Consider the following 18,397-nt stretch of genomic DNA (forward strand, 5'->3'; position numbering starts at 1 on the left):
TCGCACTCCGGTGCAACCCATTGAAGCACCGCACCACCCATCAAGCGAGGTCTATGACGTCTCCCGCTTCCGAACCGACTCCGCAGGCTGCGGGCGCTGCCGCTCACGGAACGGGCGACGCAATCAGTGCGGCCAACGCCGAAGCCCGTGCGCCCATCCTCGCCACCACCGCCGTCACCAAAACCTTCCCCGGCGTCAAAGCGCTGCAGCGGGTCGATTTTCGCCTGTTTCCCGGCGAGATCCACACGTTGATGGGCCAGAACGGCGCGGGCAAATCCACCTTGATCAACGTGCTAACCGGCGTGGTCGCGCCTGACGCCGGCACGATCCGTCTCGGCGGTGAAGTCGTGGCGTTTGCGTCGCCGCAGGAAGCGGAATCGGCCGGCGTGCGCACGTTGTATCAGGAAGTGAACCTGTGCCCGAACCTCTCCGTGGCGGAGAATATTTTCGCCGGCCGGCAACCGCGACGTTTCGGCGCGATCGATTGGCCGACCATCAAGCGCCGCGCGCAGGCCGCGCTGGCGCGTCTCGACGTGTCGCTCGACGTGACCCGTTCACTCGATGCCTACCCGATCGCGGTGCAGCAGATGGTGGCGATCGCGCGGGCGTTGTCGGTCGACGCGCGCGTGCTGATTCTCGACGAACCGACCTCGAGTCTCGACGACGGCGAGGTCAGTCAGCTTTTTAAAATACTTCGACATCTTAAGCAATCAGGTATTGCGATTCTGTTTGTCACGCATTTTATCGAGCAAACGTACGCCATTTCCGACCGCATCACGGTCATGCGCAATGGCGAGCGCGAAGGCGAGTATCTCGCGCGCGATCTGCCGGCGGATCAACTGGTCGCGAAGATGGTCGGCCACGAGCGGATGAGCGCACGCTTGCGCGAGGCCGCGCATGAAGGGCATGTCGGTCACGAGGGCCACGGCGGCCACGCGGACCAACCCGTCACGCAGACCTCGCAAGCAGCACCCCAGACAACCGAAGCCGCGCAAACCACGCAACCTGCCCATCCCTTCATCGAACTCCAGGGCGTCGGCCGCCGCGGCACGCTGCAGCCGATCGACCTGAACCTGCAGCGAGGCCAGATCCTCGGACTCGCCGGCCTGCTCGGCTCCGGCCGCACGGAAACAGCGCGATTGCTGTTCGGCGCGGACCGCACCGATAGCGGCGTGATCCTCATCGAAGGCCGCGCCGCGAAGCTACGCTCGCCGCGGGACGCGGTCCGTCACGGCATTGGCTATTGCGCGGAAGACCGCAAGAAGGAGGGCATCGTCGCCGAACTGTCGATCCGCGAAAACATTCTGCTGGCGCTGCAAGCAAGGCGCGGCTGGTGGCGCAAGATCAACCGGCAACGTGCGCGCGAGCTGGCCGATCTGTGGATCGAGCGGCTCGGCATCAAGGCCGCGGACGCCGAACAACCCATCGGCTTGTTGTCCGGCGGCAACCAGCAGAAAGCGCTGCTGGCGCGCTGGCTCGCCACCGATCCCCAACTACTGATCCTCGACGAACCCACGCGTGGCATCGACGTCGCCGCCAAGTTCGACATCATGGACCGGCTGCTGGCGCTGTGCGCGAACGGCCTGAGCATTCTGTTCATTTCGTCGGAGATCAGCGAGGTGCTGCGCGTCAGTCATCGCGTGGCGGTGTTGCGCGACCGTCGCAAGATCGCCGAAGTCGCGGGCACGGCCTCGAACGAAGACAACATCTATCGACTCATCGCGGGGAGCGGCGAATGAAACTGGCGAACTGGTTCGTGCGCGACGGCGCCGAGCGTCCGTTGATCTGGCCGTGCGTCACGCTGGCGTTGCTGTGCGGCCTGAACCTGTGGGTCAATCCGCACTTTCTGTCGCTGCGGATGCTCGACGGTCACCTGTTCGGCGCGCCCATCGACGTGTTGAATCGCGCCGCGCCGCTGGTGCTGGTGGCCACCGGCATGACGCTGGTCATCGCCGCGCGCGGCATCGACATTTCGGTTGGCGCGGTGGTGGCGATCGCGGGCGCCGCGGCGGCCACGCTACTCGCGACGCAACCCGAACCGGGCGCGGCGCTGATCGCGCAGGCGCTGGTGGCGGCGCTGATGGTCGGCGTGCTGAGCGGCATGTGGAACGGCTTGCTGGTGTCATTCGTCGGCATGCAGCCGATCATCGCAACCTTGATTTTGATGGTGGCCGGCCGCGGCGTCGCGCAATTGCTGACGGCGGGGCAGATCATTCCGATCGGCGCTCCGGGCTATCTTTTCGTCGGCGGCGGATACTGGCTAGGCGTGCCGTGTTCGGTGTGGATCGCCACCGTGGCGGTGCTCGCGACCGCGGCGCTCGTGGAAGGCACCGCGCTCGGCCTGTTCATTCGCGCGATCGGCATCAATCCGGTTGCGACGCGGCTGGTCGGGCTGCGCTCCAAAGCGCTGGTTTTCGCGGTCTATGGCTTCTCGGGACTGACCGCCGCGATGGCGGGCATTCTCATCAGCTCGAATGTGCGCAGCGCCGACGGCAACAACGCCGGCCTGCTGCTCGAACTCGACGCGATTCTCGCGGTGACGCTCGGCGGCACCTCACTGCTCGGCGGCCGCTTCAGTTTCGCGGGCACCGTGCTGGGCGCGCTGATCATTCAGACGCTCACGTACACCACGTATTCGATCGGCGTTCCACCGGAGGCGACGCTGGTCGTCAAGGCGGCGGTGGTGCTTGCGGTGAGCGTGATCCAGTCGCCGGCGGCGCGCGCGCTCGCCATGTCGTTCGGCAGATCGCTGCTCGGGCAACGCGGGGTGGCGCGATGAGACGACTCCTCGACGCGTTGGCTCACCTGGTCGATCCGCGTACGCTGCCGATCGCTGTCACGATTCTGCTGTTCTGCGCGCTATTCGGCTTTGGCTCGGTGATGTACACCGGTTTCTTCTCGTGGCAGGTGCTGCTCGATCTGTTGGTCGACAACGCGTTCCTGCTGATCGTCGCGATCGGGATGACGTTCGTGATCGTGTCCGGCGGGATCGATCTGTCGGTGGGCTCCGTCGTTGCGCTTACAACCATCGTCGAAGCGGTGCTGTCCGAGCATCTGCACCTGTCCGTCTGGGTGATCGTGCCGATCGTGCTGCTGATGGGCACGGTGTTCGGCGCGGTGCAGGGCGCGCTGATTCATTTCTTCCGTTTGCAGGCGTTTATCGTCACGCTGGCGGGCATGTTCTTCGCGCGCGGGTTGTGCTTTCTCATCACCACGCAGTCCATCACCATCACCGATCCGACTTTCCGGAAGATCTCCGCGTTCCGGCTTGATATCGGCGTGGGCTCGGTCACCGCGAACGTGCTGATCGCACTGATTGCGCTACTGGCAGCGATCTATGTCGCGCATTTCACGCGGTTTGGCCGCAATGTGTATGCGGTGGGCGGCAATGCGCGCTCGGCATTGCTGATGGGTTTGCCGGTCGCGCAGACACGCATCGGCGTGTATGCGCTGAGCGGTTTCTGCTCGGCGCTCGGCGGCGCGGTGTTTACGTTCTACGTGCTCTCGGGTTATGGCCTGCAAGGGCAAGGTATGGAACTCGACGCGATTGCGGCGACGGTGATCGGCGGCACGTTGTTGACGGGCGGCGTGGGCTATGTGATCGGCTCGCTGTTCGGCGTCGGTATTCTCGGCACGATCCAGACGCTGATCACGTTCGACGGCACGCTGAGTTCGTGGTGGACCCGTATCGTGATCGGCGCGCTGCTGTGCGCGTTCTGCCTGCTGCAGCGGTTGATCGAGCGGCACGCGAAATCGGTGCGGCGGCCTGGCGGCACCGATGCGGCGGTTGTCACGGCGGGGCGCGAACGCGGACACAGCGAGGGAGCGGCGTCGTCGGACTCACAGGTGATCGGGCGAGCGCCGGGGCAGGCTTGAGTGCGCGTTGCCGTTTTTTGAAACCGTGGTGTCATGCGGCGACACGCGAGCCACGCGTTGTGAGGGGCGCGATACAGCACAGCACCCACCGCCCCTCGGATCAAGCGCTCAGCTCTCGCCCCTTGGTCTCCGGCAACGTCAGCGCGGCAAGAATCACGACGCCGTACGCCGCCGCGGCAAACACGCCGATCGCATGGCCGAGCGTCATGGTTTGCGATACGTAGCCGATAAAAAACGGAAAGGTCGCACCGACTGCCCGGCCGACGTTGTAGCAAAACCCTTGACCTGAGCCGCGAATCCGCGTGGGAAACAATTCGGTGAGAAAGGCGCCCATGCCCGAGAAAATGCCTGATGCGCAAAAACCCAGCGGAAAACCCAGCACGAGCATCGACAGATTATCGAGCGGCAGTTGCGTATAAAGCAGCGCAATCGCACACGACGCCAGCGCAAATCCGATGAACGCACGCTTACGGCCGAACCGGTCGCTGACATACGCGCCCGTCAGATAGCCGCAATACGAGCCGGCGATCACCACGCCGAGGTAGCTGCCGGTGCCGATCACGCTCAGATGCCGTTCGGTTTTCAGATAGGTTGGCAGCCAGGTGGTGACCGCATAGTAACCGCCTTGCACGCCGGTCGCGAGCACCGACGCACGCAGCGTCGTCCAGACGATTTCGCAGCGAAAGATATCGAGCAACGAGCTGCGCGTTTGCATGGCGGCCTGCGCCGCTTTTTGCTGCCGATGCACTTCCGGTTCGTCGACGAAGCGGCGAATCCAGATCACGAACGGCGCTGGCGCTATGCCGATCGCGAACAGCACGCGCCACGCGTAGTCGGCCGGCACCAGCGAGAAGACGGCCATGAACAGCAGCGTCGCGATGCCCCAGCCGATCGCCCAGCCGGCCTGCACGAGCCCCACCGCTTTGCCGCGGTCGCGCGCGCGGATCACCTCGCCGATCAGCACGGCGCCCGCCGTCCATTCGCCGCCAAAGCCGAGGCCCATCAAGCCGCGCGCCCACAGCAGCTGCGAGAAATTCTGCGCCAGCGCGCAAGCCAGCGTGAAAATCGCGAACCACAGAATCGTGATCTGCAAGGTCTTCACCCGGCCGATGCGATCCGACAGCACGCCGGCGGCCCAGCCGCCCAGCGCCGAACTCAACAGCGTGACCGTGCCGATCAGGCCCGCGTCGCCGCGTGTGATGCCCCATGTCGCGATGAGCGTCGGTATCACGAAGCTGAGGAACTGCGTGTCCATCGCGTCGAGCACGTAGCCGATCTTGCAACTCCAGAACGCGCGCTTCTCGCTCGCGGAGGTCTGCCGATACCACGCGAACGGGCCTTTCCCTGTGCCGGATGCGCCGTAGCGCTCGGCGTCTGCGGTCAACTGCGCTTCGGTTTCCATGCTTAACTCCGGTCGTCGTGGTTGGCCGCGCGTCGTGCTGGCGCGCGGCTTTGGGTTGCGGCGGTTGAGGTGCCCTCGGTGCCCTCGGTGCCCTCGGTGCCCTCGGTGCCCGAGGTCTTCGCGGTGCTCGCGCGGAATCGGGCGCGCTTACAGCACCGCGAGCGAGGTGTTTGGAATGTCGGTCACCAGCATGTGCCCCGGCTTGTGCGCGATGGCAAACGGCAAACGCGCGCTTTCGATCGCGACTTGCGGTGTGACGCCGCAAGCCCAGAACACCGGCAATTCATCGCTGCGAATCTCGACCGCGTCGCCGAAATCGGGCCGCGCCAGATCGCGAATACCGATCAGCGATGGGTCGCCGATATGAACCGGCGCGCCATGCACCGCGGGAAAACGGCTGGTGATCTGGATTGCGCGGATCGCGTCGGCGGCTTTCATCGGTCGCATCGAGACGACGCGGTTGCCGCCGAACACGCCGGCCGCCACGTTGCGTTCGCGCGTGCGATACATCGGCACGTTGACCTGTTGTTCGATGTGACGAAGCGCGATGCCTTCGCGTCGCAGCATTTCTTCGAAGGAGAACGAGCAGCCGATCGCGAACACCACCAGATCGTCACGCCACAGTTCGTCGAGACTGTGGACTTCCTCGGCGCGTTCGCCATGGCGGTACACGTAAAACGCCGGTACGTCATGACGGATATCCAGATCGGCGCCTAGCGCGGGCACGCGCCAGTCGCCTGGTTCGCCGATGCCGAGTAGCGGACACGCTTTCGGATTGAGCATGCAGAAGCGCAGGAAGTCGCCGGCGTGCTCGCTCGGCAGAATCGCGAGATTGGCTTGCGCATAGTCGCCGCAATACCCGGCGGTCGGACCGGACAGGCGCCGCGTGCGAATCTGCTGACGAAACTCGGATGGGGTGTAAGGCATGAAGGTGCTGGCTCCAGATCGATGACGTCGCCGCTGCGGCCCGATCGGATGGGCCTGCGATGGAGCCAGATTAGTAACGTCAAAAATATCCTTCCAGCGAGTTTTTATTGCGTTTAGTTAAATTAAACTTAACGCCATCGAGGTGACTCGCGGCGCGTTTGCGGCGATGATCGCGTGCCATTCGTCGCCAACTGGAGAGCGTCCGTCATGAATACCCGCTTCGTCGAAACGTTTCTGACGCTCGCCCGCCTGGGCAGTTTTCGCGCGACCGCGGCAGCGATGCACGCCACACCCGCGGCGATCTCGCTGCGTATCAAAACGCTTGAGGCCGAACTGGGCGTCGAGCTGATTGAACGCGAGGCGGCGGAGTTTCAGCTCACGGCGAACGGCGAGCGTCTACTCGCGCACGCGCGCTCCGTCGTGCAGGCCACGCGCTCGCTGCAACTGGCCGCGCAGGACGAAACGCAATTGGCTACGCGGCTGCGGCTCGGCGTGATTGAAACGGTGGTGCATAGCTGGCTGCCGGACTACATCCGGATGCTGAACGTGGAGTATCACCGTATCGCCGTGGACCTCACCGTCGATTCGAGCGCGGTGCTCGGACCACGGCTGCGAGCGGGCGAACTGGATCTGGTCATTCAGGTGGAGGAAACCGCCGAGCACGAAACGTCGATCGTGTCGGCGTTGCTGGCGAGCTACCCGGTGCGCTGGATCGCGCGTCGCGACCTGATACCGGCCGGCCGCGCGAAACATGTTCAGACGCTGTTGAGCAAACCGGTGCTGACGTTCGGTCGCGGTACGGCGCCGCAACTCGCGGTCGAAGCGATCGTGCAGACGCTCGCGAAGCGGGCGGGGGTACCGCTGGCCGAGACACAGGTAACGTGCATGCCGTCGGTCGCGGTGATCGTGAAGCTGCTGCGCGATGGCTATGGGATTGCCGCAGTGCCGGCGCTGTTCGTCGAGCCTTATCTGAGCAGCGGCGAGCTGGCGCAATTGCAGGTGCGTCCGTTGCCTCCGCCGATCAACGTGGCGATGTATTACCGCGACGATGCGGATGTCGGCGTGCTGGCGGCGTCACGAGTGGCACGCAGCGCGTGTGATCGGTACGCGAAGGCGATGGGGCGGCAGTTGATCGAGAAGCGGTGAGAGAGGGGCGCGTTACGTTGCGGTAGTGCGCGTTCGCCAACGTGCGACGGAAGATGCGAGACAAGGCATTAGACAAAGCACCAGACAAAGCACCATGCAGCGTGACAACGCCCACGCCTGACTCAATGCGCGTCCATCCGCCGCCGCGCGGTCGCCACCAATCGCTCGAATGAAAAGCTGCTTGCCGCGAGCGCGGCACTATCCGGAAAGTACTCGCGCACGATATCCGTCGATACCTGTCCGGGCGACGCTTCGATCAGCACACGGGCGCCCATTTCCTGCATGACGGTCAGCGCGTCGAACCAACGTACGGTGTGACGCATATTGGTCGCGAGATCGTCGCGGATGGCGTCCGGTGTATGCAGGGAACGCGCGCCGCGATTACCTATATAAGTGCTGCGCGGCGCGTTAAACGGCACCTGTTGTGCGTAGGCGGCCAGTTCGTCCGTGGCATGGGCGAGCAATTCGCAATGCGAGGGCACGCTCACCGCGAGGCGCGTGGCTTTGCGCGCGCCCGCCGCCAGCGCGCGTTCAATGAATCGGTCCAGTGCGTCGTTCGCACCCGCCATCACGATCTGGCGCGGCGCGTTGACGTTGCCGATATACACGCGTTGTTGCTCTTCATCCGCGTGCCGCGCGGCGAGTGTTTCCAGTTGATGCTCGGTCAATCCCGACACCGCCGCGAGACCGTAGCCCGACGGGTACGCCGTTTCCATCAATTCGGCGCGCCGTCGCACCATCTTCAACGCATCGTCGAAACGCACCGCGCCGCAACTCACCGCCGCCGCATAAGCGCCGACCGACAGCCCCGCGCTGATTGCCGGCACGAGTTGTTCAGTGGCTAACGCACGGGTGACGGCCACGCCCGCGACTGTCAAACCGATCTGCACGGCGACCGTCGAGCGCAATGCGTCCGGCGTGTCGAGCGTCAGCACGTCGGCATCGAGTACATGGGAGGCTTCATCGAGTGTGTCGCGCACCGCGCGATGCGACGGCAGACGGTGCAGGAATCCGTCGGTTTGCGCGCCCTGGCCGGGGAAGATCAGCGCTAGCATCAGGCGAGCTCGCCGCAGTGAACGACGGCCCACGGATCGGCGATCCGTTGCGGGCCGCTCGCACGACGCGCCATCACGCGAGGTTTGTCGGTTGCCCATTCGGCTAACGCGACGCCGCCAGCGGGGGTGTCGAGTTGTGCATCCACACGAATGCCGGCAGTTTTTGCGTGCGTTTGCAACTGGTTCAGCAGTGCAAGCGCGCGCTCTCGCGTGAGCGATTCCGGCGTGCGGATCAGCAGGTCCAGATCGCTTGAAGCGTTCACGGTGGGCACCTGGGTTGCCAGTTCAAACCCCGCGCTGCCCGCCGGGCCCCAGATGAAGTCGTGCAGCGGGCCCGCCATATCGTTTCGCAGCTCCGTAAAAGCGATAAACGCTGGCAGATCGCCGCGCGCTGCAAGTGGTATGGACTGCGCAAGCGCCTCCGGCGGCACCGCCGTTGCGATGTCTGCAACGCGCGCCCACGTGCCATAACGCTGCGCGCGTTCCACACCGCGCACGCCGATCGCGACAAAACCGTCGGCGGCCAGCGCTCGTCTCACCACCGCAACCGGCGCGCGTGCGAACGCCTCGCGAACCCACTGCGGTTCATCATCGGGCATTTCCAAATGATGCAGGCGCAACAGATCGTGCGGCTGCCATCGCCTATCCCACGACAGCGCGTGCTCGATGACGAATGGCGGGACCGCGCAGGTCTGCATCAGACGGCATCCCATTGTTCAGCGAGACGTCGGCGCACTTCGATCGACGCCGCGCGATTCGTCTGCGCCGCCGCCGATTCCAGCCGATGCGACAGGCCCTTGCTCCGATCGTTGCGCGCGCTACGAATCTGCTCGGTCAGTACCTGCCGCACGTGTTCGATTTGCGACGCATCCGGCGCATCCGCATCGACGCCATCGATCAATTGATCGAGCAGACCGAGCTTCGCGAACGACGCCATCGAATACGACATCGGCACGATCGTTTCGCCGAGCGCGTCGAGCTCCTCGACGGTACGGCGTGTGACGCGCGCGGCCGCTTCCTTGCCCATGGCGTGAACCATCGTGCCGGGCGCGTCGAGCGCGACGATGCGGTTGGCCTGATAGCCGTGCGCGAGAAACGCGCCGGACATGGCCGGCCCGACAATCAGCGCAACCACCGGATGCCCGGCGTCGCGAGCCGTTGCGTACGCATCGACACCGGCCGCGCAGGCGAGGTGGATGCCGAGCATTTCCTCGCGATAGCCATACGCCTGGCTTTTCACGTCGACGATCGCGACGATCGGGCGGCGCGTGCCGCTCGCCGCGTCTTGCGCGATCGCTTCGCGCACGGCGCGCGCGAGCAGCCAGCCCTGTTCGAGACCGACGACGTTGTCCGTTGCACGGGGAAAGCGGTTGGCGGGATCGGGCACGACGGTCACGAAGCGTGCGGTCTCGCCGCCGAGCGACGCGTCGCCGCTCCACACGGGCGCCGCGCTGGACGGTTCGCCGGCCAGCGCATGAAACCAGCGCGCGCCGCGGCTCAACGGGGTGAGAGTCTTATCGCTCATGCTTGCTCCTTGCGCGGATCGGTCGCGGCGTGATGGTTGAAAACTTCGCGCATGCTTTCCGGCGTGACGCTGGCGGGATCGATGTGCGCGAGCCGGTTCAGAAACAGGTCGACCTGTTCGCTGCGATGCGCGGCCGGCACGCCTTGAACGAACGCGGCTCGCACGGCGGCACGCACGGCGTCGGCATCGTCGTCGACCAGTTGGTCGGCAAGTGCGGTCGCGGCGCGTTGCTCACCGCCGATCAGTTGCCACACGCGGCGCCGATCGCTCGCATCGAGTTCGTCGATACCGGCTTCCTGTTCGATCACTTCGGGGCCGTTCATGCCGAGCCGCCCTTGCTTCGTGACGACCAGATACGAACACAGCGACGCCGCGAGCGACATGCCGCCGAAACACCCCACCATGCCCGCGATCACGCCGACCACCGGCACATGCCGGCGCAACGCGACGATCGCGGCCTGCATTTCGGCGATCACCGCGAGGCCGAGATTGGCTTCCTGAAGCCGCACGCCGCCGGTTTCGAACAGCACGACCGGACGCACGATCTTGCCGCGCTCGCAGTCGCGCAGCGCCAGTTCGAGCGCGGCGGCGATCTTGCTGCCCGACACTTCGCCGATGCTGCCGCCCTGGAATGCGGACTCGATCGCGGCGACCACGGCGGGCTCGCCGTCAATGGTGCCGCGCGCGATCACGCAGCCGTCGTCCGCCTGGCAGACCACGCCTTGCAGCGGCAGCCACGGCGATTCGATCCGGTCGAACGGACCGAGCAGTTCGCGGAAGCTGCCAGCATCCAGCAGCGCGCGTGCGCGTTCGCGCGCCGGCAGTTCGATGAAGCTGTCGCGCAAGATCGGCGCGGGCTGAAGATTCGCGACGGTGTTCATGCGGCGTCTCCTTCTTCGGCGGCTTCGACGGCTTCCGCGAGTCGTAACGCAACCACGCCGGGCGTCGCGCCGAAGTCGTTGATTTCGATTTGCGCGGCGCCGTCGTAGCGGGTGAAGAAGCGGTCGAGCACGCTTTTCCAGATGTGGCTGTAGCCGTCGACGCTAGTGCGCACGACCACATGCGCGCTCAGCGCGGCAGCGGCCGCGGGGGAATCGGCGGGCGACAGCAGCACTTCCAGATCGCCCGAGCCGACCACGCCGACATGCGCGCGGGTCGTGACGGCGCGTTGCGCCGGATAGTCGAAGGTCAGATGTTCCATGAGTCCGGGCTCCCGCCGGCGTCGTGACGCGCCAGCATGTCGAGAAAAAGGGTGGCGGCGAGCAGATCGGCTGCGCCGCCGGGGGATGCGTTAAGCGACAGCAATTCATGGTCGAGCGCGGCGAGGGCGTCGCGGCCCGCTGGCGTCGAACTGCCGCCGGCGCTTAGCACGCGTTGCGCGCCACGCTGGCCGGCGTGCAAGCCCGGCTGCCCCGCGCGATGCAGCAGGCAGGTGTCGTCGAGCGACGCCATGATCGCGAGCAGCGCGTCGACGCGCGCGGCGTTTTCGCCGACGCCTCGCGCGCGCGCCGCGAGCAAGGCGGGCAGGCCGACGTCGATCACGTGCGGAAAACCGTCCTGCGCTTCGCGGCGCGCGCCGCCCACCTGGTAGCGCTGGCGCGCGCGTTCGCCGTGACTGTCGGAGGGCGCGGCGAAGCGGTCCGGAAAGCAGGCGATTTGCGCGGCATAGGCGCAGATTTGCGAGGCTTGGGACCAGATCGGTTCATCGCCGACGGGCGTCATGGTTGCGCCCGCAACCAGCAGGCCGACGATCCAGATCGCGCCGCGATGCGCGTTGCTGCCACCGGTGGCCCGCAGCATGTCCTGCTCGCCGCTGCGGCCAATCTGCGCCAGTTCGGCGCGCAACAACGCGGATGGTTCGCCGCGGCGGCGCGCCGCGTGCGCGAGCGCGGCGAAGGTCGGTGCGAGCGAGTGCGCCGAGCGCAGCATGAGCGCGAGATCGAGATCGCGATGCGCGCCGCTGCCGCGCTGATCGACCAGCGCGGGTTTGGGTGTGAGCTGGACTTCGTCGATGAGCGCGGTGACCGCGTAGCGGGCGAGTTGCGCATCGGAAGGCAATGCGTGGACCGACATGGCGCACGCAGCGGGTGCGGAAGAGACGTCAATGCATCCGACGAACCGCGCGGCAGGCGCGAATCCCTGCTTGGCGCATTCCTGCACGGCAACCCGGGCGGACGACCGCTCGACACGTTTCAACAACGCAGCGGGCGCCATGCTTACCAGCTCCTGAAGCGTGCCGGCGGCGCGTACAGACCGCCCGACCACGTCACCAGATCGTCGATGCTGCGCGCCGCCAGCAGCGAGCGCTTCGCTTCGCCGCGACGAATGCCGAGATCTTCCGGATACGCGACGATGCCACGCCGGCGCAACTCCGCCGTTTTCTCCGGCTTCGCGCGCAGCCCGATCGGCGTGACGCCGGCCACGGCCGCAATCGCCGCGAGCCGCTCGTCGATGCCTTCGGCCTTGTGCAGATGCGCGATACCTTCCTCTGTGACCACATGGCTGACGTCGTCGCCGTAGATCATCACCGGGGCGATCGGCATGCCGCTCTTCGCGCCGACCGCGACCGCGTCGAGTTCATCGACGAAGGTCGGCTCGCCGCCTTTCTTGTACGTCTCTGCCATTTGCACGACGAGCTTCTGGCCGCGCGACACGGGGCCCTGATCTTTCAGCAGCTTGAGCCACGCTTCGCTCGAATGACGCCGGCCGCGCGGATCGTGGCCCATGTTCGGCGCGCCGCCGAAGCCGGCCAGACGGCCGCGCGTGACGGTGGATGAATTCGCGTCCGCGTCGATCTGCAAGGTCGAGCCGATAAACAGGTCGACGCCGTATTGCCCGGCCAGTTGGCACAGCACGCGGTTCGAGCGCAGGCTGCCGTCGTTGCCGGTGAAGAACACGTCGGGACGCGCTTCGATATACGCCTCCATGCCGACCTCGCTGCCGAAGCAATGGATGCTGTCGACCCAACCGGATTCGATCGCCGGGATCATGGTGGGATGCGGATTGAGCGTCCAGTTACGGCAGATCTTGCCCTTCAGACCGAGCGCGTCGCCATAGGTGGGCAGCAGCAGTTCGATCGCGGCGGTGTCGAAGCCGATGCCGTGATTCAGCGACGTCACGCCGTACGGCTCGTAGATGCCGCGTATCACCATCATCGCGGTCAATACCTGCAGGTCGCCGATATGGCGCGGATCGCGCGTGAACAAGGGCTCGACGGCGAACGGCCGGTCGGCCTGCACGACCACATCGACCCACGAACCCGGAATGTCGACACGCGGCAGCTCGTCGACGATCTCGTTGACCTGCACGATCACGATGCCATGCCGGAACGCGGCCGCCTCGGCGATGGTGGGGGTGTCTTCGGTATTCGCGCCGGTGTACAGATTGCCGTGACGGTCGGCCTTTTCCGCGCACAGCAGCGCGACATGCGGCGTCAGATCCACGAACATGCGCGCGTACAGCTCGACATAGGTGTAGATCGAGCCGATCTCGAGCTGGCCGTCCTCGAGCAGTTGCGCGACCCGCAGGCTCTGCGGTCCGGCGAACGAGAAGTCGACCTTATGCGCGATGCCGCGCTCGAACAGCGTCAGATGCTCGGGCCGCCCGATGCTCGAAATCAGCAGGTGCACGTCGTGAATCTTTTGCGGATCGACCTGCGCGAACGAACGCGACAGGAAGTCGGCCTGCTTCTGGTTGTCGCCTTCCAGCGCGACGCGGTCGCCGGGCTGAATCAGCGTTTCGAGCGCATCGACGATACGGTTAGTGGGCAGTACGCCGTCTTGCAGCCACGGCGCGATGGCCGCGAGGCGGCGGTTCTTTTCGTCGCGGCGCGTGGTCCACGAGCGTGCGGCAGGCGGCGATGCAGCGGCTGAAGCAGCAGTGATTTCGGCAGGGCGGTTCATCGGCTCAGTCAACTCCCGGTGGCAAGACGCGGGCGACGGCCGCGCGGCTTGGGTTGATTTGCGAGCGCGGCTTCGGCCTGCGCGCGTTCGGTCAGAAAACGGTGCAGCAGGTCGCCGGTGCCGAGCAGATGCGCGACGACCTGTGCCTGCGCGGCGGGAATATCGCGGCGCTGCACGGCGTCGAGCAAGGCGCTGTGCTCGTTGTCCGATTCGCCCTTGCGCGACGGTAAGTCCAGCTTCAGCCGCAGATAGCGTTCGCCGCGCCGATGCAGCGTGCCGATCATGTCCTCGAGTTGCGGACGGGCGGCGGGCGCGTACAGGCTCATATGGAACGCGACATTGCGCGCCACATACAGCGACGGGTCCGGCTCGCGTTCGGCGGCGCGGCACAGCCGCGCGGATTCGCGCAGCGTGGCGGCCGTGTGATGGGGAATCGCGAGACCAATGGCGAGGCTCTCCAGCGCCGACCGGATCTCGTAGATTTCGCGCGCTTCATCCGCCGACAAGGGCGCGACGGTCGCGCCTTTGTGCACGGCGGCTTTCGCCCAGCCTTCGGTTTCGAGCAACCGTAAGGCCTCGCGCACGGGAATTGCGCTGACTGAGAAATGCCGCGCGATCGCGTCCTGGCGCAACGGCGCGCCAGGCGCCAGGGTGCCGTCGACAATCGCGGCGCGCAGGGCCTCCGCGATCACGCGGGACGTGCTCTCACGCGGCGCCGCCGCCGGTAAAAGCGGGCTGCGCGCGGAGGCGTCCAGGGGAAAACCATCTATTGCGTCGCTCATAATATTGAATATTATATATAAAAATGCGCATTTATAGGCGGGCAAACCCGGAAAGTTTTTTCCGGTTCGCCGCGACCGTTCTTCTCAGTTGTATGAGGGCGGCACGGTTCGTTCAAGCTGCCGCGCGCTGTTGCATCGATTCCCTTTAAGGGTGCCAACCCGTACGTCAACTGCAGGGCCGGAGGAGCATGATGAATTCACTAACCGACCGCACGTCGGTCACACGGCGGCGCACGCCGCTCAATCGCTCGCAGATCGCTGGTTTTTGGGGCGCGTGGGCCGGCTGGACGCTCGACGGCATGGACTCGTTCATCTACGCGCTCGTGCTGACGCCAGCCTTGACCGAGTTGTTGCCGCGCTCCGGCTACGCGGCCACGCCGGCAAACGTCGGCCTCGCCGGCTCGATTCTGTTCGCACTGTTTCTGGTCGGCTGGGGCCTGTCGTTCATCTGGGGGCCGCTGGCCGATCGCTTCGGCCGCACCAAGGTGCTGGCCGGCACCATCTTCACGTTCGCGATCTTTACCGGCCTCGCCGCGACGTCGCACAATGTGTGGGAGTTGGGTATTTACCGCTTTATTGCGGGCGTGGGGATTGGCGGCGAGTGGGCGCTGGCCGGCACCTATGTGGCGGAATCCTGGCCGGAAGACCGTCGCAAGATGGGCGCCGGTTATCTGCAGACGGGCTATTACGCAGGCTTTTTCCTCGCCGCCGCGCTCAACTATACGGTCGGCGTGCACTACGGCTGGCGCGTGATGTTCCTGACCGGCGCGGTGCCGGTGGTGGTCGCGATTCTGGTGCTGCTGCGCGTGAAGGAAACGGACAAGTGGCAGAAGGCCGAAGCCGGCGCCGCGCGCGCCAGGCCGCTGCGCGAAATCATGGGTCCAGCCTATCGGCGTCGCACGTGGGTGGCGTGCATTCTGCTGACGATCGCGATCATCGGTTTGTGGGCCGGCGCGGTGTATGAGCCGTCCGCGGTGATTCAACTGGCGACCAAGGCCGGCATGGCGAAGAACGATGCGATCAGGACCGCTTCGCTCGCCACGGGCTTGCTGTCCATCGCGACGATTCTCGGCTGCCTGGCATTGCCGCCCATGGCCGAACGGATCGGTCGCAAGAAGACGCTGGCGGTTTATTTCGCGGGGATGGCGATCGCGATCGTCGGCAGTTTCGGCTGGGCGTTCTATCTGCCGAACGGGCTCGCGCCGTTTATCGCGTGGCTCTTCGTGCTGGGCTTTTTCGGCGGTAACTTTGCGCTGTTCAGCTTGTGGCTGCCGGAGCAGTTCGAAACCCGCGTACGGGCGACGGCGTTCGCCTTCTGCACGTCGTTCGGGCGGTTTGTCGGCGCTGGGGTCAACTTTCTGCTCGGCGCGGCAGTGCTGCATATGCATACGCTCGGCGTGCCGGTGGCGTTGACGGCGCTCGCGTTCGTGGTCGGGCTGTTTATCATTCCGTTCGCGCCGGAGACGAAGGGGGAGGTGTTGCCGCAGTGATCGCCTGACGCTTCCATTGCAACGATGAAAAAAACCGGTGCCTCTCGCGAGGCGCCGGTTTTTGCATTCCCACCCTCGACGCGCCCAGCGCGCCGACACGCTTACATCTTCCACCTCACCGATGCCGTCAACGTGCGCGGTGCGCCCGGCATGTTGTACATATCCGCATTGCCGTGCGCCGCGATGAAGTACTTGCGATCGAACAGGTTGTCCAGCGTCAACGCGACGTCGACGTTCTTGCCGTGATAACCCGCGCCGAGGTCGAAGGTCACGAACGACGGCAACGTCACCGCGTCGCTCGCCGACGTATAGCGCGCCGACTGGAATTGCGCGCCGCCCGCCGCATAGAAACCGTACTTCAGATCGCGCTTGATCCACACGCTCGCGCTGTGACGCGGCATCAGCCCCGGTGTGTTCTGGTTCAGCAGCAGACCGGCCGAACTCGCTTGCGGCGAGCCATCCACATTGCCGTTCAGGTACGCGTAGCCCGCGTAGACCGACCATTTCGGTGCGATCTCGCCTGTCATCGACAGTTCCAGCCCGCGGGTGTGCTGCGTGCCGATAGGCAGTGCGTAAGTAGGATTGGCCGGATCGGCGATCTGCTGGTTGGTCTGCTTCATATCGAACAACGCGACGCTCGCGCTCGCGCGGCCCAGGTCGAATTTCGAGCCGATCTCGAAGCTGGTGGTTTTTTGCGGCGCGAGCGCCGAACCGTTCGCGAACGCGCCGCTGCTGATCAGCGTATCGGCGAGCGGCGAGAACGACTGGCTATACGACGCGTACAACGATACCCAGTCGAGCGGCTCGTAAATCAACCCAACTCGCGGACTCCACGCGCGATCCGTACGGTCCAGATTGACGTGCGCCGACGTGTAGTCGTTGCGGGTCTGCGTCAGATAGTCGAAGCGCAGGCCGGCGAGAATCTTCCAGTGCTCGGTCAGCGAGATCAGGTCCTGCGCGTAGACGCCGGCCAGCCCCAACACCGTCGCCGCATTCGTCTTGGCCGGCACGCCCGGCGTCACGCCGGGCAGATTCACCAGTTGCGGGTTATACAGGTTGTAGGTTGCGACCTTGGTGGTCGAGTAGATCGTGTCGAACTTCTGCTGCTGCGAGAGTTCGACGCCGTACAGCAGCTCATGCTTCATGCCGAACAGCGTGGTTTTCTGCGTCAGCTCGAAGAGACCGTCCACGCCGTGATCCTGGCGGAAGCGCGTGCTTTGGTCCAACGTCACGACCGGATTCAACGCGGTCTTGATCGGCTCATACGTGACGTAGTTTTTGCGTTCGAGCGAAAAGTCGTACGCGCGCACGGCAGTGTGCAGCGACAACGAATCGTTGAAGCGGTGATCGAGCGACGCGGTCGCGCTTTTTGCGTCGACGTCGTTATACGAGGTGTTCGCCGCGTTCGCCGAGCCGTAATACGTGTTGATCGGCACGTTGACCGGGCGGCCGAGATAAGCCGGCAAGCCCTGATCGGACGTGCGGCGATCGTGCAGATAATCGGCTTCGAGATTGAGCGTCGTGTCTTTATCGATCCGGAATTGCACCGACGGCGCCACGGCCTGGCGATTCAACTGGAACTGGTCGCGAAAACTGTTCGAATTTTCGGCCGCCCCGGTGATGCGAAAACGCGCGGCGTCGTTCGCATTCCAGCCGAGGTCGAATTCGCCGCGCCGTTCGCCTTCGGTGCCGAGCGTCACGCCGACCGACTGCTCGGGATTCGCGCCCGGTTTCTTCAACACGCGATTGATCAGGCCGCCGGCCGAGCCGCGTCCATAGAGTACGGCGGCCGGTCCCTTCAACACGTCGACGCGTTCCACGTTCGACAGGTCGCGGTAGTAGAGCGCGTCGTCGCGAATGCCGTCTACGTATTGATCTGTGATGTTGTTGAAGCCGCGCAACGTGATCTGGTCGCGCTGGCCGTCGCCGACGGAAAAGCCGATGCCTGGCACGTTGCGCAACGCGTCCTGCAACGAGGTCGCGTTCTGCTCGTCGAGCAGCGCGCGCGGCACGACGTTGACGGTTTGCGGCACGTCCATCAGCGACATGTTCATTTTCGTCGCCGTGTTCGACGTGCTGCTGTCGTACGAGCGGTCGGCGGCGGCCTTGACGGCGATTGCGGGCAACGTGCTGTCGGCCGGGCTGGCGACAGGTGCGGCTTCCTGAGCCAGCAAAGGCCGGGCGCTGGCAAGCGAGGTCGCGAGCAGCAGCGCGCGGTAAGTCTTCTTTTTGACGTTCATGATGACGTTCTTCGAGTGTGGATCGGTGGAGTTATTGATTTGAGGTACGGCA

At 65.2% G+C, this 18,397-nt stretch carries 16 protein-coding genes; 5 read left to right on the forward strand and 11 right to left on the reverse strand.

Annotation, left to right across the window (positions count from 1 at the left end; all coding sequences use genetic code 11):
- Positions 1-53: 53 nt before the first annotated feature.
- The 3 genes from B0G83_RS22295 to yjfF are packed head-to-tail and all read left to right on the forward strand — an operon-like array spanning position 54 to position 3,876.
- Positions 54-1,739 (forward strand): sugar ABC transporter ATP-binding protein, encoded by a 1,686-nt coding sequence (locus B0G83_RS22295; protein WP_105509577.1) that lies wholly within the window; start codon positions 54-56, stop codon positions 1,737-1,739.
- Positions 1,736-2,779: an ABC transporter permease gene (locus tag B0G83_RS22300; protein ID WP_105509578.1), complete on the forward strand. Its 1,044-nt coding sequence runs from the start codon at positions 1,736-1,738 to the stop codon at positions 2,777-2,779. Before B0G83_RS22295 ends, B0G83_RS22300 begins: the two co-directional genes overlap by 4 nt.
- Complete coding sequence (gene yjfF, locus B0G83_RS22305) at positions 2,776-3,876, forward strand: galactofuranose ABC transporter, permease protein YjfF (RefSeq protein ID WP_105509579.1); 1,101 nt, start codon at positions 2,776-2,778, stop codon at positions 3,874-3,876. The genes B0G83_RS22300 and yjfF overlap by 4 nt, the downstream gene beginning before the upstream one ends.
- Before the next feature lie 100 nt (positions 3,877-3,976).
- Here yjfF and B0G83_RS22310 read toward each other — a convergent pair whose 3' ends face one another.
- Both B0G83_RS22310 and B0G83_RS22315 read right to left on the reverse strand, forming a co-directional pair.
- The gene (locus B0G83_RS22310; protein ID WP_105509580.1) at positions 3,977-5,278 is read right to left on the reverse strand and encodes an MFS transporter; all 1,302 of its coding nucleotides are present in this window, start codon (positions 5,276-5,278) and stop codon (positions 3,977-3,979) included.
- 147 nt (positions 5,279-5,425) lie between these two features.
- Entirely contained in the window at positions 5,426-6,205 is a 780-nt protein-coding gene (locus B0G83_RS22315) for a putative hydro-lyase (protein ID WP_105509581.1), read from the reverse strand.
- A 207-nt stretch (positions 6,206-6,412) separates the two neighbouring features.
- Here B0G83_RS22315 and B0G83_RS22320 point away from each other — a divergent pair, with 207 nt between their 5' ends.
- Positions 6,413-7,351, forward strand: coding sequence for a LysR family transcriptional regulator (locus tag B0G83_RS22320; RefSeq protein ID WP_105509582.1), 939 nt, complete (start codon positions 6,413-6,415; stop codon positions 7,349-7,351).
- Between the two features lie 122 nt (positions 7,352-7,473).
- Here the strand turns inward: B0G83_RS22320 and mdcH are convergent, their stop codons facing one another.
- The 8 genes from mdcH to B0G83_RS22360 all read right to left on the reverse strand — a co-directional run bounded on the left by mdcH (position 7,474) and on the right by B0G83_RS22360 (position 14,615).
- Positions 7,474-8,406, reverse strand: a complete 933-nt coding sequence (gene mdcH, locus B0G83_RS22325) for a malonate decarboxylase subunit epsilon (RefSeq protein WP_105509583.1) — start codon at positions 8,404-8,406, stop codon at positions 7,474-7,476.
- Positions 8,406-9,104 (reverse strand): malonate decarboxylase holo-ACP synthase, encoded by a 699-nt coding sequence (locus B0G83_RS22330; RefSeq protein WP_105509777.1) that lies wholly within the window; start codon positions 9,102-9,104, stop codon positions 8,406-8,408. The genes mdcH and B0G83_RS22330 overlap by 1 nt, the downstream gene beginning before the upstream one ends.
- The gene (gene mdcE / locus B0G83_RS22335) at positions 9,104-9,931 is read right to left on the reverse strand and encodes a biotin-independent malonate decarboxylase subunit gamma (protein ID WP_105509584.1); all 828 of its coding nucleotides are present in this window, start codon (positions 9,929-9,931) and stop codon (positions 9,104-9,106) included. Before mdcE ends, B0G83_RS22330 begins: the two co-directional genes overlap by 1 nt.
- The gene (locus B0G83_RS22340) at positions 9,928-10,812 is read right to left on the reverse strand and encodes a biotin-independent malonate decarboxylase subunit beta (RefSeq protein ID WP_105509585.1); all 885 of its coding nucleotides are present in this window, start codon (positions 10,810-10,812) and stop codon (positions 9,928-9,930) included. The genes mdcE and B0G83_RS22340 overlap by 4 nt, the downstream gene beginning before the upstream one ends.
- A complete protein-coding gene (locus B0G83_RS22345) occupies positions 10,809-11,132 on the reverse strand; it encodes a malonate decarboxylase subunit delta (protein WP_105509586.1) in 324 nt (107 codons plus the stop codon). Before B0G83_RS22345 ends, B0G83_RS22340 begins: the two co-directional genes overlap by 4 nt.
- Positions 11,120-12,004 (reverse strand): triphosphoribosyl-dephospho-CoA synthase, encoded by an 885-nt coding sequence (locus tag B0G83_RS22350; protein WP_258168125.1) that lies wholly within the window; start codon positions 12,002-12,004, stop codon positions 11,120-11,122. Before B0G83_RS22350 ends, B0G83_RS22345 begins: the two co-directional genes overlap by 13 nt.
- A 143-nt stretch (positions 12,005-12,147) precedes the next feature.
- The gene (gene mdcA, locus B0G83_RS22355) at positions 12,148-13,833 is read right to left on the reverse strand and encodes a malonate decarboxylase subunit alpha (protein WP_105509588.1); all 1,686 of its coding nucleotides are present in this window, start codon (positions 13,831-13,833) and stop codon (positions 12,148-12,150) included.
- Positions 13,834-13,841: 8 nt separating this feature from the next.
- The gene (locus B0G83_RS22360; protein WP_105509589.1) at positions 13,842-14,615 is read right to left on the reverse strand and encodes a GntR family transcriptional regulator; all 774 of its coding nucleotides are present in this window, start codon (positions 14,613-14,615) and stop codon (positions 13,842-13,844) included.
- 191 nt (positions 14,616-14,806) lie between these two features.
- Between B0G83_RS22360 and B0G83_RS22365 the strand changes: the two genes are divergently transcribed.
- Positions 14,807-16,105, forward strand: a complete 1,299-nt coding sequence (locus B0G83_RS22365) for an MFS transporter (RefSeq protein WP_134965387.1) — start codon at positions 14,807-14,809, stop codon at positions 16,103-16,105.
- A 101-nt stretch (positions 16,106-16,206) separates the two neighbouring features.
- Here B0G83_RS22365 and B0G83_RS22370 read toward each other — a convergent pair whose 3' ends face one another.
- A complete protein-coding gene (locus B0G83_RS22370; protein ID WP_105509591.1) occupies positions 16,207-18,345 on the reverse strand; it encodes a TonB-dependent siderophore receptor in 2,139 nt (712 codons plus the stop codon).
- Positions 18,346-18,397 lie beyond the last annotated feature (52 nt).

The sequence above is a fragment of the Paraburkholderia sp. BL21I4N1 genome, from assembly GCF_002973525.1.
In the GTDB taxonomy this organism is placed as follows: Bacteria; Pseudomonadota; Gammaproteobacteria; order Burkholderiales; family Burkholderiaceae; genus Paraburkholderia.